A 13,958-nucleotide genomic window follows, 5' to 3' on the forward strand; every position below is an offset into this window, starting at 1 on the left:
GCCGAGCAGAGGATTTCGCCTGTATCTCTCGAGAAGCAGTGCGCGAATTCCTCTTCTCGGCGAGCGCTCACAGGCCGTCGCCGCCCAGCGCCGTCGCTGCGGGCGCCGGGGCCGGGCGGCGGGGTAGGCCGCGCCGCTACATGTCCTCCAGCGACCGACCGTTGGTCTCCGGGATGAACTTCGCCACGAACAGCAGCGACAGCAGCGCGGAGACCGCGTAGAAGCCATAGGTGAACGTCAGGCTGAACTCGGCCATCGGCGGGAACGCGGTGGACACGGCGAAGTTCGCCAGCCACTGCGCGGCGGCCGCCAGACCGAGGGCCGCGGAGCGGATGCGGTTGTTGAACATCTCGCCGAGCAGCACCCACACGGCCGGGCCCCACGACATGCCGAAGAACACGACGAACCCGTTCGCGGCGATGAGCGCGATCAGCCCCTGGGTGTCGGCGAGCTGCGGGGCGAGCTCGCCGTCCGGGCCCGGTCCCATGGTCGCGGTGCTGAACATCAGCGCCATCACGGCCAGCGAGATCGTCATGCCGACGGACCCGGTGATGAGGAGCTTGCGGCGGCCGATCTTGTCGATGAGTGCGATCGCCACGATCGTCACCACGATGTTCGTCACGGACGTGATGACCGTCTGGGTGAGCGCGTCCTCCTCGGTGAAGCCGACCGACTGCCACAGCGAGGTGGAGTAGTAGAAGATCACGTTGATGCCCACGGCCTGCTGGAAGACCGACAGGATGATGCCGATCCACACGATGGGCAGCAGGTTGACCCCGCCCGGCTTGACCAGGTCGCGCCACGAGCGCTTGCGGTCGTCGCGGACCGTCGCGCGGATCTCCCTGATCCGGGAGTCGACACCGCCCTGCTGAATGGAGCGGAGGACCTCGCGGGCCCGGTCGACCATGCCCTTGCCCACCAGGTAGCGCGGTGATTCGGGGATGGTCAGCGCGAGCACCCCGTAGGTCACGGCGGGGATCACCTCCGCCCAGAACATCCACCGCCACGCCTCGGCGCCGAACCACAGTTCCTCGATCGCGCCGCCCGCGATGCCGGCCAGCCAGGCGTCGGAGAGCAGTGCGACGAAGATGCCGGAGACGATCGCCAGCTGCTGCAGTGACCCCAGACGGCCGCGGATCGCGGGCGGGGCGACCTCGGCGATGTAGGCCGGCGCGATGACGGACGCCGCGCCCACCCCGAGCCCGCCGACCAGTCGCCAGACGATGAGGTCGACGGGCCCGAAGGCGAACCCGGTGCCCAGGGCGCTCGCGGTGAACAGCACCGACGCGAGGATCATCACGCGGGTGCGACCCCAGTGGTCGGCCAGACGACCGGCGACGTAGGCGCCGACCATGCACCCGAGCAGGGCGGAGGACACGGCGAAGCCGGTCAGCCCGGCGTTCATCTCGAAGGTCTCCTGCACGGCGTCCACGGCACCGTTGATCACCGCGGTGTCGAACCCGAACAGGAAGCCGCCCAACGCCGCGACCAGGGAGATGAGCACCACCCGCCCGGTGTTGAACGACTCCTCCTCGGCAGGTGTGGGTGAGGTCTGCTGCGTGGACATGACGTACCCCCGCTTCCGCGCTGGTGGCACCTGCTCCAGGTGGTGTCAGGAGCGTAGACACGTGGCGTGAGTGGCGCAAGTCACACCGGGGACGACGGTTCGACCCGGTCCGCCCGGTCCGCCCCCACGGGACGAGAACACGTTCTAGGCTCGGGGTCACCTCGTCGTCGTCACCGAAAGGGCCACCGCCTTGAGCGCCTCACCCGACCAGATCCGTTCCACCGCAGACTCCTACATCGCGGCACTGACCGCCGGCGACCTCGAGGCCGTGATGGACCTCTACGCCGAGGGCGCCACCGTCGAGGACCCGGTGGGCAACGGCACCGTCCACGAGGGCAAGGCGGGCATCCGCGAGTTCTACGCCAGCGTCGTGGCGATGAAAATCGAGGGCGAGGTGCTCGAGGCGCGCGTGTGCGGAAACGACCTGCTGTTCAACTTCGAGATCACCACCCACTTCGACGCGGACTCCAAGGCCACCATCAACGTGTGGGACCTCATGACCCACGACGAGCAGGGCAAAGTCACCTCGATGCGCGCCTACTGGACCCCGGAGAACATGCGCTGACCCCGCGCCCCTGAACCCCGCGCCGGCCGGGGTCGCCGGGGCGCGCGGACTACGCGCCGCCCTGGCTCCCGGCCCCCTGGGGCACGTTCTCGGACGGCTGCACGACCACCAGTCCCTGACCGCCGAACGCCAACTGGAACGTCTCCCCGGACCCGCCCCGGAGCAGGGACTTCACCCCGCCCGTGTCCACCCGGACGTCCATCGTCACGCCGGCGGTCCACAGGACCACGGCCTGGGGATCGGCGAACGTCGGTGCGGAGGTCACGTCGAGGGCGACCGGCTGTCCCTTGGTGGTCACCGCCACGAACCCGGTCCCCCGCAGGGAGACGTTGAACAACCCGCCGGTCATCACGGCGCCCTTGGCGGCGATGCGGTGGATGTCCCACGCGATCCCCTCGGAGAACGCCAGCACGCTCGCACCGTTGACCGAGATCATGTCGTCCTCCAGGTAGAGGACCTGGACCTCGGAGGCCTGGTCGGCGAGGAACAACTCACCCCGCCCGGTGCAGCGCATGAGGGGCACACCCTCCCCCGTCGCCGCCGCCTTGAACATCCTGCCGATCCCGCCGCTGCCGACGTTCTCGAACCCGACCTGCCCCTGGTAGGCGACCATCGATCCGGTCCGCGCGAGGATCGGCTGGTCGGCGAGCGTCACCTTGAGCATCTTGGAGTTCTGGAGGGCGAACGGGCGGTTCGTCTCCGTCTCGCGCGCCGACTGGAAGAGGTCCCCGTGGATCATGGCGCACACGGTACGCCCGCTCCACTAGCCTTGGGGTCATGATCACCGCAATCGTCTTCGTCCACGCCGAGACGGCGCGGATCCCCGAGGTCGCCGGGGCCATCGCCGATATCGACGGAGTCTCCGAGGTCTACTCGGTCACCGGCACCATCGACCTCATCGTGCTGGTGCGGGCCCGGCGCAACGACGAGATCGCCGACATCGTCTCGGACCGCCTCAACAAGGTCCCCGGCGTGGTGGACACCGAGACCCACATCGCGTTCCGCACCCAGTCCAAGCACGATCTCGAGGCCGCGTTCTCGATCGGGTACGAGGACTGAATCGGGTACGAGGACCGAACCGGCTACGGGGGCCGCATCGGCTACGGGGACCGGGAGTCAGGTCGGCTGGCCGGTCATCTGCTGTATCCGGGCCCGACGGCGGGCCCGGCGTCGGGCGCGCTGCAGCTCGGTGAGGAGCTCCCTGCCGGTCCATTGTCGCCGGTCCTCGCCGGCCGCCTCGGCCTCGTGCACCAGCGCCACCGTCCGCGCGCAGGCCGGCGCCTCCAGGCCCAGCGTGCGGGCCATTTTGACCACCTTGCCCTGCAGGTACTCGACCTCGGTGGGCCGGCCGCGCACGAGATCGTCCGTCATGGACGAGGTGCCGTCCGCGTCGACGCGGACCGCGGCCCGGGCGAGGCGGCGGAACAGCGGGTTGGGCAGCCGCATCACCACCGGGAGGGCGCCGGCGGGGATGGCCAGCGGCACCCGCGGCACCACCCCGGCCGCGGTGAACACGCGGTTGGCCTCCGCCTGACACAGGGCGACGCAGCGCCGCAGGTCCCGGTCCAGCAGCTCCGTGCGCAGCGGGAGCCCGGAGAGCGCCTGGACGGCGTTATTGAGGTTGAGCAGGACCTTGCCGTGGAGGACCGCCTGGATGTCGTCGGTGGGCCGCACCGGCAGCTCGGCCGCCGCCATGGTGCGGATCAGCGGGACGGCCATGGGATGTTCGGCGAGCCGGATCACCCCGGTGGAGGTCCGCCGATAGGTGGCGGGGCCGATGCGCGCGACATTGAACGGTATGACGCCGGGGATCACCGTGGTCCTGTCGAGCAGCTCCCGGATGAGGTCCGCCGAGTGCAGACCGTTCTGCAGGCCCACGACCAGCGTGTCCGGCCGGAGGAACGGTGCGAACTCGGCGGTGGCGGCGGCGGTCTGCCCGGCCTTGGTGCACACCAGCACGACGTCCGAGCGGCGGACGCTCTCGGGCCCGGTGGCCAGGGTGAGGGCGTCGGCGGGGATGTGGAGCCGGGCGTCCTCGCCGTCTCCGGACTCGACGGTCAGTCCCACCGCCCGGATCGGGTCGAGCACGTGGGGGCGCCCGACCAGGGTCACGTCGGCGTGGCGGGCGAGCCGGCCGCCCAGGTAGCAACCGATCACGCCCGCGCCGATCACGGTGATCCGAAGAGGAGGGTTTGGGCTGGTCATGGTGGTGCAGAGGTTACGACACGCGCGGCGGCGGGGGAGCCGTTCGACGTACCTGTCCGCCGGACGGGGGAATCAGTGCGGGCGCGGCCGCAGGACGACCTCGGTGGGGTGCGAATCCGGAGTGGACTCCAACGCCTGCCGGACGGCGGTGGCCACCGATTCCGGGCGGAGGAAGGCGCCCGGGTCGTAGTCGCGCCCCTCGGCGGCGACGATCGCGCGCTGCATGTCGGTGTCCACGCGGCCGGGGTGGATGGAGGTGACGCGCAGGTCGGGTTCCTCGCCGCGAAGGGTGTCGGTAACGGCGCGGAGCGCGAACTTGGAGGCGCTGTAGGAGCCCCAGCCCGGTTTGGCGGTGGTCCCCGCGCCGGAGTTGACGACGACGAGGTGGCCCCGTGCCGCGCGCAGCGCCGGGAGCAGTGCCCGGGTCAGCTCGACGACGGCCAGCACGTTGACCTCGAACGCCCGGCGCCACTGGCCGGCCTCGGACTCGTCGATCCGGCCGAGGTCGGCGACCCCGGCGCAGTGGACGAGGCCGTCGAGGGTGCTGATGTCGCGGGCGGCGCGCGCGACCCCGTCGCCGGTGGTGAGGTCGGCCTCCACCACCCGGGCTGAGCGGCAGTCAGCGGCCACGGCCCGCAGCGCATCGACGTCCCTGCCCACGAGGACGAGGTCGTGGTGGGCGGACAGCGTGCGGGCGGTCGCCGCCCCGATCCCGCGGGAGGCGCCGGTGACGAGAACCGTGCTCATGCCCCGAGGCTAGACGGACCGGGGGGCGTCGGAGTGCTGCGGGTCGGACTGCTGAGAGTCGGGAAGGGCGTCGACATCGCCGTCGAAGGCGTCGAGGAGGGCGGTGAGGGCGGGCACCGCCGAGGAGAGCAGATCGCGGTGTTCGGGGCTCAGGTAGGACATCCGCTCGGCGAAGTCCCGGTCACGATCGGCGAGGACCTGTTCGATGCGGGCCCGACCGAGGTCGGTGAGGCGGACACAGACCCCGCGTCGGTCGGAGGCGTCGGGTTCGCGCTCGACGTACCCCATGGCCTCGATGACGCTCACCGAATTACTGGTGGTCGGTACGCGGACGTTCTCGAGTCGGGCGAGGTCCGACATCCGCAGCCGCCCGTGGCAGGCCAGGGTGTGCAGGATCGAGGTCTGCGCGCGACTCAGCGCGTACTGGGTGCTCTGCCGGCGGACAAGCAGGTCCAGGCGCAACAGGATGGGTCGGAACTTCTCGGCGAGTCCCCGCCCGGGCTCACCTTCCCGTATCGCCGGATCGCTCGTCGTCGTCTCCATGAACCCTGCTCCCTCGACACCGGCTTCCGCCCCGGAAGCCTCGCGGCACCGAATCTAGGCCGAACTTCTCCCGTCATGGGGCGCCACCTCGTCCCGCGGTGGATACTGATCGCATGGGTTTGTATCACCAGATCACCGGGGCCGGCCCGACCATCGTCCTACTGCACGGCGTGTGCCACCGGGCGCACGCCTGGGATCCGGTCGTGCCGCTGCTCGCGGACCGGTTCCGCGTGGTGGTCGTGGACCTGCCCGGCCACGGGCGGTCCGCGGATCTGCCGGACACCGGCGACGTGCTCGACTACTTCGTCTCCGAGCTCGTCACCCTCCTGGAGGAGGTCGTCCCGGCCGGGGAGCGCCCCCACATCGCCGGCAACTCCCTGGGGGGCTTCCTCGCGCTGGAGCTCGGCGCCCGGGGACTGGCGAGCAGCGTCACCGCGCTGTCGCCCGCGGGGTTCTTCCGCTCGCACGCCGAATGGCGCTACACGGTGAGCGTCTTCCGGAGTCTCCGCCGGGCGGCCGGCCGGATCGGCCGCCACACCCCGGCCCTGACCGAGCGGGCCGCCGGACGCGCGGTGATGATGGCGGTGTTCTGCGCTCGCCCGTGGCGGTACCCGGCGGAGGCCGCGGCCATCGACAGCGAGGCGATCGTGTCCAACACCGTGCTCGACCGGGCCGACCGGCGGGCGTTCGTGTTCTCCGCCCCCGTCGACGAGAACCTGCCGATCACCATCCGGTGGGGCCGGTTCGACATGGTTCTTCCGGTGCGGCAGGTCTCACTCGCCACGCGGTTGTTCCCGCAGGCGAGGGTCGAGGTCAGCGCCGACGGGCACGTGCCGATGTCCGACGACCCGGAGGGCGTCGCCGCCTCGATCGCCGCCGGCGCCGAGCGCGGCCTGGCGTACGCGCGGGCCGGCAGTCGGGCCTGACCGACCCGACCCGACCGACCCGACCCGACCCGCCGGCCCGACCCGCCGGCCCGATCCGCCGGCCCGACCCGCGGGCCCGGCCGTCCGCCGTCAGGAGCCGATCAGACCCGTCGGCAGGGAGCCCGAACCGAGAGAGCCGGCGCCACCGGAGAACCCGTTGCGCCACGCGACCACGGTCGACGGCCGCGGCTGCGAGGTGCCGCCGTCGGGCCAGTGCGAGGCGGGGTTCTCGATCGACGCGCCGTCCGTCTCACCGGGGTGCTGGACGTTGACGATCACCCGGTTGTCGAACACCAGCGGTCCGCAGGTCTCGGCCCCGACAGGGACCGTGAGGAACAGCTTGGTCTCGCCGCGGTTCGGGTCTTCGGTCGCCACCGAGTAGAGGCCGTCGTTGAAGCCGAGGGCGTTGCCGTCGGTGGACACCCACAGTCCCCCGGCCGTGTCGAAGGCGACGTTGTCCGGGCAGGAGATGGGGCTGACCTTCGACTTGTCGAAGCCGCCGAAGTAGGAGTCCGCCTCGGCCGGGTCGCCACACACCAGCAGCAGGTTCCAGCCGAAGGTGGTGCCGGCGTGGTCGTCGGTGATCTCCACGACCTGACCGTGCTTGTTGTTGTGCCGCGGGTTGGCCTCGTCCACGTTCGCGGTCGTGCGGCGGGTGTTGTTGGTCAGCGCCATGTAGACCTTGCCGGTGGTCGGACTGGGCTCGACGTCCTCGGGGCGGTCCATCTTGGTGGCGCCGACGCGGTCGCCGGCCATGCGGGTGTACACCGCGACCTGCTCCGGCGTCATGTCCGGCACGTGTGAGACGGCGTTCCCGCCGGGCGCGACGGTCAGGAGCGGGATCCAGGTGCCGGTGCCGTCGAACGCGCCGTCGGCGGGCAGCGTCCCGGAGCCGTCGATCTGCGCGGCGGGGGAGTTGCCGGCGAACGTCGCCACGTAGAGGGTGCCCTCGTCGAGGATCTTCATGTTCTCGGTCCGCGCGGCCGAACCGGTACCGGGTGTGATCCGGCGGCTGGAGACGAACTTGTAGAGGTAGTCGAAGCGCTCGTCGTCACCGGAATAGGCGACGACGGTGCCGTCACCGGTGACGTGGACCGAGGCGCCCTCGTGCTTGAACCGGCCCATCGCGGAGTGCTTGACCGGGGTCGAGGTCGGATCCCAGGGATCCACCTCGACGACGTAGCCGAAGCGGTTGACCTCGTTGGGCTCGGCGGCCGGGTCGAAGCGGGCGTCGAACTCCTCCCACCGGCGCCCCGAGCGGGAGACGGAGACGCCGTAGCGGCGCAGGGCCTCGAGTCGCTCCGGGTCGGTGACCGTCCCGGTGGTGCCGAAGTACTGGTTGAAATTCTCCTCGCCGGACAGGACGGTGCCCCACGGTGTGTGCCCGCCGGCGCAGTTGTTCAGCGTGCCGAGCACGCGGGTGCCGGTCGGGTCGGCCGTGGTCCGGGTCAGGGGGCCGACGGCGGGTCCGCGCAGCTCGAACGGGGTGGTCGCGGTGATGCGCCGGTTGTAGGACCCCATGACGGGGTCGAGCCCGCCGTCGCCGGCGCGGCTGGACAGCTCGACCACCGTCAGCCCGTGGGCCGCCCAGGCGATCTCGACCTGCTCGCGGGTCGGGGCCGAGGAATCGTAGCCGCGGAACATCGACGGCTCGGTCGTGTACTCGTGGTTGACGGTGAGCAGGAAGCGATCGTCGCGGTCGTCCATCGGGAACATCACCGCCAGATCGCAGTTGTAGCCGTACTGCATGGCCTGCGCCGCAGCGGTCTGGTTCTCGAAGTCGAACTCCGGGGCGCCCGGCAGTACGGGGTCGCCCCACCGGATCACAACATCGCTCGAGTATCCCGCCGGGACGGTGACGGCGTCGGCGGTGTTGGGCGCGACCGGGGCGAACCCCGTGTCGATCGTCGCGCCGCCGGTGGATCCGGTGGGGCCGAGCGAGCCGGCGGCGGACGAGCCCTGCGCCGCGGCTGCCGCGGGCAGCACCTGGGTGGCGCCCACCGCCAGCGCCACGACACCCGCGGCCTTGAGCGCACCGCGGCGGCTGATCTCGATGGCGATGTCCCCGAAGTACGGGTTGTCGGTGGCGTTGGGCACCGGCGCGGCGCACTGGTCCCCGCACTTGTAGACACAGGTCACGTGCTGTCGGTTGGAGATCCCCGGCGTCGGGGCGGTGGCGATCGGGAGCAGGCGGCGGACGGACATTCGAGTCTCCTGGAGGCGTCAACAGTCGTAGTGGACGCATGCACGCTAGGCGCGCGGGACGACCGGGCGGCCGCGCGCGGGCCACGCCCGGATGAACTGTGTGCGCAGTGCGGGTGAACTCGGGTGCGGGCCGCTACAGTCACCCGTGTTCGCCCTCTATCTCGGATCGTCCGGCACGTTCCTGCCGGTGAAGGGAATTATTTCTCATGGCCTCGGTGACCTTCGAGAACGTGTCCATCGTCTATCCGGGGGCCGCGCGACGCAGCGTCGACCGCCTGGACCTGGAGATCGCCGACGGCGAGTTCCTCGTCCTGGTCGGACCCTCCGGTTGCGGCAAGTCGACGACCCTGCGCGCCCTGGCCGGCCTGGAGGACGTGGCGGCGGGCCGGATCCTCATCGGTGACAGGGACGTGACGGGCACCGAGCCCAAGGACCGCGACATCGCGATGGTGTTCCAGAACTACGCCCTGTACCCGCACTACACGGTCCGCGAGAACATGGGTTTCGCCCTGAAGCTGGCCAAAGCGTCCAAGTCGGAGATCACGGAGCGCGTCGACCGCGCGGCCGAGATGCTCGACCTGGTGCCGTACCTCGACCGCAAGCCCAAGGAGCTCTCCGGTGGCCAGCGTCAGCGCGTGGCCATGGGGCGGGCGATCGTGCGCAACCCGCAGGTCTTCCTCATGGACGAGCCGCTGTCCAACCTCGACGCCAAGCTCCGGGTGGCCACGCGCGCACAGATCGCCAAGCTGCAGCGGGACCTGCACACCACGATGATCTACGTGACGCACGACCAGGTCGAGGCCATGACAATGGGCGACCGCGTCGCGGTGCTCAAGGACGGGGTGCTCCAGCAGGTCGACGCCCCTCGCGAGCTCTACAACAACCCGGTCAACGCCTTCGTGGCGGGCTTCATCGGGTCACCGTCCATGAACCTCTTCGACGCCCCTGTCGCCGACGGGGCGGTGGACCTCGAGGGGTTCCGTGAACCCGTGCCCGCCGGCTCGGGGTCGAGGGTCACCGTCGGCGTGCGGCCCGAGCACCTGCGGATGGCCGCGGAAGGCCACGGGCTGGAGGTGACGGTGGACCTGGTGGAGGAGCTCGGGGCGGACAGCTACCTGCATTGCTCGACCCGCGACAACCACCCGGTGGTGTACCGGGCGGAGTCGGGTGACCACCCCCGCAAGGGCGACACCATGTACCTCGAGGCGCTCGACGACGAGGTGCGGTTCTTCGACGTGGAATCCGGTCTCAGGCTGCGCTGACTCCACGGGGCCGGGGCCCGTGCCGACAGCGGGACACGCCGGTGTCCGCCCCGAGCGGTGTTGCTAGAGTGACTCCTGTGACCTCGCTCTCGTGACCATCCGTGGTGTCGGGAGCGACGGCGCGTCGGTCGCGTGTCCGCACGTGGTCCCGCGCCACCGCCGTCTCGTGGGTTACGCTCAGCAGGTCCTCAGTGAGACCCGCGTCACAGTCGGCACCGGTCCACTGCCCCGTCGGCACTCGCCGAGGGGAGTCGAGACACGACAGTAGGAGAGAGCGCATGGCCGTTCACGGCAGGTTCCTCAAGGCGGCGGCGGCCGCCTCCGTAGTCGCCCTGGTATCCACGGCGTGTGGATCGGGTGGCGATGAATCCGACGAGCAGGCGCAGGCCGGCACCTCGGGCGTCGGCCCCATCACCTTCGCGATGGGCAGCAACGACACCGACAAGCTCCGCCCCGTCATCGAGCAGTGGAACGCGGAGAACCCCGACCAGGAGGTCACCCTCCGCGAGCTGCCCGCCGAGCAGGACGGGCAGCGCGACACCCTGACGCAGTCGCTCCAGACCGAGAGCGGCGAGTACGACGTGTTCGCCCTCGACGTCACCGACACCGCGTACTTCGCGGCCAACGGGTGGCTGCAGCCGATCGAGAACGAGACCGAGGTCGACACCTCCGGCCTGATCGAGGCCGCCGTCGACTCGGCGACCTACAACGGCACCCTCTACGGCGTGCCGCAGAACACCAACGCCCAGCTCCTGTACTACCGCACCGACCTCCAGCCGGAGGCTCCCGCCAACTGGGAGGAGCTCGTCTCATCCTGCGAGGCCGCGGAGGGTGCGAACGTCGACTGCCTGCAGACCCAGCTCAGCCAGTACGAGGGTCTGACCGTCGCCGCCACCCAGTTCATCCACAGCTGGGGCGGGCAGGTCGTCGGTGAGGACGGCAATACCCCTGAGCTCGACACCGAGGAGGCGCGTGCCGGCCTGACCGCCCTCGTCGACGCCTACAAGGGCGGCGTCATCCCCCAGAAGACCGACGCGTTCACGGAGGAGGAGACCGCGCAGGCCTTCCTCGCCGGCGAGACCATGTACTCCTACAACTGGCCGTACATGTACGAGTCGGGCCAGTCCGACCCCACGTCGCAGGTCCAGGGTGACTTCCAGGTCGCCCCGATCGTCGGCGAGGACGGCGCCGGTCAGTCCACGCTCGGTGGCTACAACAACGCGATCAACGTGTTCTCCGAGAACAAGGAGACCGCGCGGGCCTTCCTCGAGTTCATCATCTCCGAGGACGTCCAGATGGGCTTCGCCGAGCAGTCGTTCCCGCCGGTGCTGTCCTCGATTTATGACGACGAGGCGCTCCAGCAGGAGTTCCCCTACATGCCGGCCCTGAAGGCGGCGCTCGACAACGCCGAGCCGCGCCCGGTCACGCCGTTCTACCCGTCCGTGTCCAAGGCGATCCAGGACAACACCTTCGCGGCGCTTCGCGGGGAGAAGGACGTGGAGCAGGCCCTCAACGACATGACGGCCGCGATCGAACAGGCACAGTGATTCACAACGCACAGTGATCCACCGAGCACGGTGATCGAACGAGGTCAACGATCACCGCAGTCCGCATGATCGACACGGTCCGGTGACAGACGGTTGTCGGACCAGGGCAGGTGGGCCCCGGGTAACGTTCCCGGGGCCCACCTCCTGTCCCTGGTGGGGCGGGCGCGAACCCGGCGAGGAGCGAGGCGATGACGACGAGCGAGAAGTCCCCGGCGCCACTGGTCGAGAAGAAGTTCGACTGGCGGCCGGTGTGGATGGTGGGTCCGGCCCTGGCCATCCTCGCAGTGGTGATCGGGTACCCGGTCATCCGCGCGGTGTACCTGTCGTTCATGGCCGACCGCGGCCTGGACCCGGCCACGGGCATGTTCTCGGAGGGCGGGTTCGCCGGCTTCCAGCACTACCTCTACTGGCTGACGCAGGCCTGCCCCGCTCCCGGCGGCGACGGCACCGTCACCTGTCCGCCGGGCGTCTCGTCCGTGGACTTCTGGCCCGCCATGGGCAACACGCTGTTCTTCACCGTCACCACCGTCTCCCTCGAGACGGTGCTCGGTTTCGCCATGGCCGTGGTCATGGGCAAGAGCATCTGGGGACGCTCCCTGCTGCGCGCCGCCGTGCTCGTCCCGTGGGCGATCCCCACCGCCGTCACGGCCAAACTGTGGGCCTTCATCTTCGCCCCCAACGGGATCGCCAACACCATCCTGGGCACGAACATCGCCTGGACCACCGACCCGTTCTACGCCCGTATGGCCATCATCATCGCCGACGTGTGGAAAACCGCGCCGTTCATGGCGCTGCTCATCCTCGCCGGGTTGCAGATGATCCCCGGTGACGTCTACGAGGCGGCCCGCGTGGACGGCGCGTCCCGCTGGCAGCAATTCGTCCGCATCACCCTCCCGCTGGTGCGTCCCGCCCTCATGGTGGCGATCCTGTTCCGCACCCTCGACGCGCTGCGCATGTACGACCTGCCCGTCATCCTCGTGTCGGCCAACTCCAACTCGCCCACCGCGACCGTGTCGATGCTGGTGGTCAACGAGATGAGAATGGGCAACTTCAACAGTGCCTCCGCGATATCGACACTGGTGTTCCTGCTGGTCTTCGCCGTCGCGTACATCATGGTGAAATTCCTCGGCGCGAACGTCGTGGAGGATCGCACGGGCAAGAAGGGGGAGATCCGGTGAGTCACCGAGCGTCTGAACCGAGCACGTCGCCGACCACGCCGACGACCTCCTCGTCGTCGTCGACCCGCGGCCCCGACCGGCGCCGCGACGACGAGGACATCAAGCCACCACGCAAACCGCTCGGCCCCACCGTCAGCACCTACGTCGGCGCGCTACTCATCCTCATCTGGGGACTCGCGCCGTTCTACTGGATGCTGGTGACCGCGTTCCGCGACAACCGGTTCATCTTCTCCGCCAGCCCGGTGCCCTCGCACCTCACGCTCGACAACTTCCGTGAGGCGCTGGCCACGGACGGCGGCAACAACTTCCTGGGCGCGATCATCAACTCCGTGCTCATCAGCTCGATCACCACCGCCCTCGCGCTGACGTTCGGCGTGTTCACCGCCTACGCCCTCGCCAGGGTCGACTTCCGGGGCAAGTTCCTCGTCACCGGGATCATCCTCGCCGCGTCGATGTTCCCCGGCGTCGCCCTGGTCACGCCGCTGTTCCAGCTGTTCACCGACATCGGCTGGATCGGCACCTACCAGGCGCTCATCATCCCCAACATCTCGTTCGCGCTCCCGCTGACCATCTACACGCTCACGTCGTTCTTCAACGACCTGCCGTGGGAGCTGGAGGAGGCCGCCCGCGTCGATGGTGCGACCCGCGGCCAGGCGTTCATCAAGATCATCCTCCCGCTCGCCGCGCCGGCGCTGTTCACCACCGCGATCCTGGCGTTCATCATCACGTGGAACGAGTTCGTGCTCTCGCAGCAGCTGTCCACGACCGCGACCGAGCCCGTGACGGTGGCGATCGCCCGGTTCTCCGGCGTCAATCCGTATCTGCCGCCGCACGCGGCGATCATGGCCGCCGGCGCGCTCGTCACCGTGCCGCTGGTGATCATGGTGCTGATCTTCCAGCGGCGGATCATCTCCGGCCTCACCGCCGGCGGCCTGAAGAGCTGATCGGCGGTGGCTCGGAGCGGCGGTGACGCCCTGGGTGCCCGGCAGCGGCTGGAGGTCATCGGCGGGTTCGTCGGGTTCTTCACCGTGCTGGCGCTGGTCAACGCGGTGGGCTTGATCCTCACCGGGCGACCGTCGATCTTCGCCTCGCTCGTGCTGGTGCTCATGCTCGTGGCGTCGGGGTACACGTACCGGACGTGGCGCCGGGTCGACCGGGCGGTCAAGCGGGGCTGACCCGCCGTGGCCCGCGCCGACACGCGCCCGCCCCAGCC

General features: G+C 70.0%; 14 protein-coding genes. 8 read left to right on the top strand and 6 right to left on the bottom strand.

Annotated features, from left to right (window positions below; translation table 11 throughout):
• Window positions 1–136: 136 nt before the first annotated feature.
• Window positions 137–1,567 carry a sugar porter family MFS transporter gene (locus tag J1M64_RS09000; protein ID WP_206473932.1) on the bottom strand — a complete coding sequence of 477 codons (1,431 nt, stop codon included), beginning with the start codon at window positions 1,565–1,567 and terminating at the stop codon, window positions 137–139.
• Between the two features lie 190 nt (window positions 1,568–1,757).
• On the opposite strand from J1M64_RS09000, the gene J1M64_RS09005 reads away from it, so the two are divergent.
• A complete protein-coding gene (locus tag J1M64_RS09005; RefSeq protein WP_067720096.1) occupies window positions 1,758–2,132 on the top strand; it encodes a nuclear transport factor 2 family protein in 375 nt (124 codons plus the stop codon).
• Between the two features lie 49 nt (window positions 2,133–2,181).
• Here J1M64_RS09005 and J1M64_RS09010 read toward each other — a convergent pair whose 3' ends face one another.
• Window positions 2,182–2,871 (bottom strand): AIM24 family protein, encoded by a 690-nt coding sequence (locus J1M64_RS09010; protein WP_206473933.1) that lies wholly within the window; start codon window positions 2,869–2,871, stop codon window positions 2,182–2,184.
• A gap of 38 nt (window positions 2,872–2,909) precedes the next feature.
• Between J1M64_RS09010 and J1M64_RS09015 the strand changes: the two genes are divergently transcribed.
• Complete coding sequence (locus J1M64_RS09015) at window positions 2,910–3,191, top strand: Lrp/AsnC family transcriptional regulator (RefSeq protein WP_067720093.1); 282 nt, start codon at window positions 2,910–2,912, stop codon at window positions 3,189–3,191.
• A 57-nt stretch (window positions 3,192–3,248) separates the two neighbouring features.
• On the opposite strand, the gene J1M64_RS09020 is transcribed toward J1M64_RS09015, so the two are convergent.
• From J1M64_RS09020 to J1M64_RS20185, 3 genes are all read right to left on the bottom strand, one after another.
• Window positions 3,249–4,337 carry a 2-dehydropantoate 2-reductase gene (locus J1M64_RS09020; RefSeq protein ID WP_206473934.1) on the bottom strand — a complete coding sequence of 363 codons (1,089 nt, stop codon included), beginning with the start codon at window positions 4,335–4,337 and terminating at the stop codon, window positions 3,249–3,251.
• Window positions 4,338–4,409: 72 nt separating this feature from the next.
• Window positions 4,410–5,084, bottom strand: a complete 675-nt coding sequence (locus J1M64_RS09025) for an SDR family oxidoreductase (protein ID WP_206473935.1) — start codon at window positions 5,082–5,084, stop codon at window positions 4,410–4,412.
• A gap of 9 nt (window positions 5,085–5,093) precedes the next feature.
• Complete coding sequence (locus J1M64_RS20185) at window positions 5,094–5,627, bottom strand: MarR family winged helix-turn-helix transcriptional regulator (protein WP_069389855.1); 534 nt, start codon at window positions 5,625–5,627, stop codon at window positions 5,094–5,096.
• A 113-nt stretch (window positions 5,628–5,740) separates the two neighbouring features.
• Between J1M64_RS20185 and J1M64_RS09035 the strand changes: the two genes are divergently transcribed.
• A complete protein-coding gene (locus tag J1M64_RS09035) occupies window positions 5,741–6,553 on the top strand; it encodes an alpha/beta fold hydrolase (RefSeq protein WP_206473936.1) in 813 nt (270 codons plus the stop codon).
• A 90-nt stretch (window positions 6,554–6,643) separates the two neighbouring features.
• On the opposite strand, the gene J1M64_RS09040 is transcribed toward J1M64_RS09035, so the two are convergent.
• Window positions 6,644–8,758: a PhoX family phosphatase gene (locus J1M64_RS09040; protein WP_206473937.1), complete on the bottom strand. Its 2,115-nt coding sequence runs from the start codon at window positions 8,756–8,758 to the stop codon at window positions 6,644–6,646.
• Between the two features lie 206 nt (window positions 8,759–8,964).
• On the opposite strand from J1M64_RS09040, the gene J1M64_RS09045 reads away from it, so the two are divergent.
• The 5 genes from J1M64_RS09045 to J1M64_RS09065 all read left to right on the top strand — a co-directional run bounded on the left by J1M64_RS09045 (window position 8,965) and on the right by J1M64_RS09065 (window position 13,920).
• Window positions 8,965–10,020: an ABC transporter ATP-binding protein gene (locus tag J1M64_RS09045; RefSeq protein ID WP_067720081.1), complete on the top strand. Its 1,056-nt coding sequence runs from the start codon at window positions 8,965–8,967 to the stop codon at window positions 10,018–10,020.
• 278 nt (window positions 10,021–10,298) lie between these two features.
• On the top strand, window positions 10,299–11,567 hold the full coding sequence (locus J1M64_RS09050; RefSeq protein WP_206473938.1) for an ABC transporter substrate-binding protein: 1,269 nt from the start codon (window positions 10,299–10,301) through the stop codon (window positions 11,565–11,567).
• 188 nt (window positions 11,568–11,755) lie between these two features.
• On the top strand, window positions 11,756–12,745 hold the full coding sequence (locus J1M64_RS09055) for a carbohydrate ABC transporter permease (RefSeq protein WP_163376979.1): 990 nt from the start codon (window positions 11,756–11,758) through the stop codon (window positions 12,743–12,745).
• A gap of 98 nt (window positions 12,746–12,843) precedes the next feature.
• A complete protein-coding gene (locus J1M64_RS09060; RefSeq protein WP_067720228.1) occupies window positions 12,844–13,689 on the top strand; it encodes a carbohydrate ABC transporter permease in 846 nt (281 codons plus the stop codon).
• A 6-nt stretch (window positions 13,690–13,695) separates the two neighbouring features.
• Window positions 13,696–13,920, top strand: a complete 225-nt coding sequence (locus J1M64_RS09065) for a hypothetical protein (RefSeq protein WP_120285617.1) — start codon at window positions 13,696–13,698, stop codon at window positions 13,918–13,920.
• Window positions 13,921–13,958: the final 38 nt, after the last annotated feature.

Origin of the sequence: Dietzia sp. KRD202 (assembly GCF_017168155.1) — a bacterium.
GTDB classification, from domain to species: domain Bacteria; phylum Actinomycetota; class Actinomycetes; order Mycobacteriales; family Mycobacteriaceae; genus Dietzia; species Dietzia kunjamensis.

Coding starts and splice junctions, on each gene's coding strand:
- J1M64_RS09000 (WP_206473932.1), bottom strand. CDS start 1,567: ATGTCCACGCAGCAGACCTCACCCACACCTGCCGAGGAGGAGTCGTTC.
- J1M64_RS09010 (WP_206473933.1), bottom strand. CDS start 2,871: ATGATCCACGGGGACCTCTTCCAGTCGGCGCGCGAGACGGAGACGAAC.
- J1M64_RS09015 (WP_067720093.1), top strand. CDS start 2,910: ATGATCACCGCAATCGTCTTCGTCCACGCCGAGACGGCGCGGATCCCC.
- J1M64_RS09020 (WP_206473934.1), bottom strand. CDS start 4,337: ATGACCAGCCCAAACCCTCCTCTTCGGATCACCGTGATCGGCGCGGGC.
- J1M64_RS09025 (WP_206473935.1), bottom strand. CDS start 5,084: ATGAGCACGGTTCTCGTCACCGGCGCCTCCCGCGGGATCGGGGCGGCG.
- J1M64_RS20185 (WP_069389855.1), bottom strand. CDS start 5,627: ATGGAGACGACGACGAGCGATCCGGCGATACGGGAAGGTGAGCCCGGG.
- J1M64_RS09035 (WP_206473936.1), top strand. CDS start 5,741: ATGGGTTTGTATCACCAGATCACCGGGGCCGGCCCGACCATCGTCCTA.
- J1M64_RS09040 (WP_206473937.1), bottom strand. CDS start 8,758: ATGTCCGTCCGCCGCCTGCTCCCGATCGCCACCGCCCCGACGCCGGGG.
- J1M64_RS09045 (WP_067720081.1), top strand. CDS start 8,965: ATGGCCTCGGTGACCTTCGAGAACGTGTCCATCGTCTATCCGGGGGCC.
- J1M64_RS09050 (WP_206473938.1), top strand. CDS start 10,299: ATGGCCGTTCACGGCAGGTTCCTCAAGGCGGCGGCGGCCGCCTCCGTA.
- J1M64_RS09055 (WP_163376979.1), top strand. CDS start 11,756: ATGACGACGAGCGAGAAGTCCCCGGCGCCACTGGTCGAGAAGAAGTTC.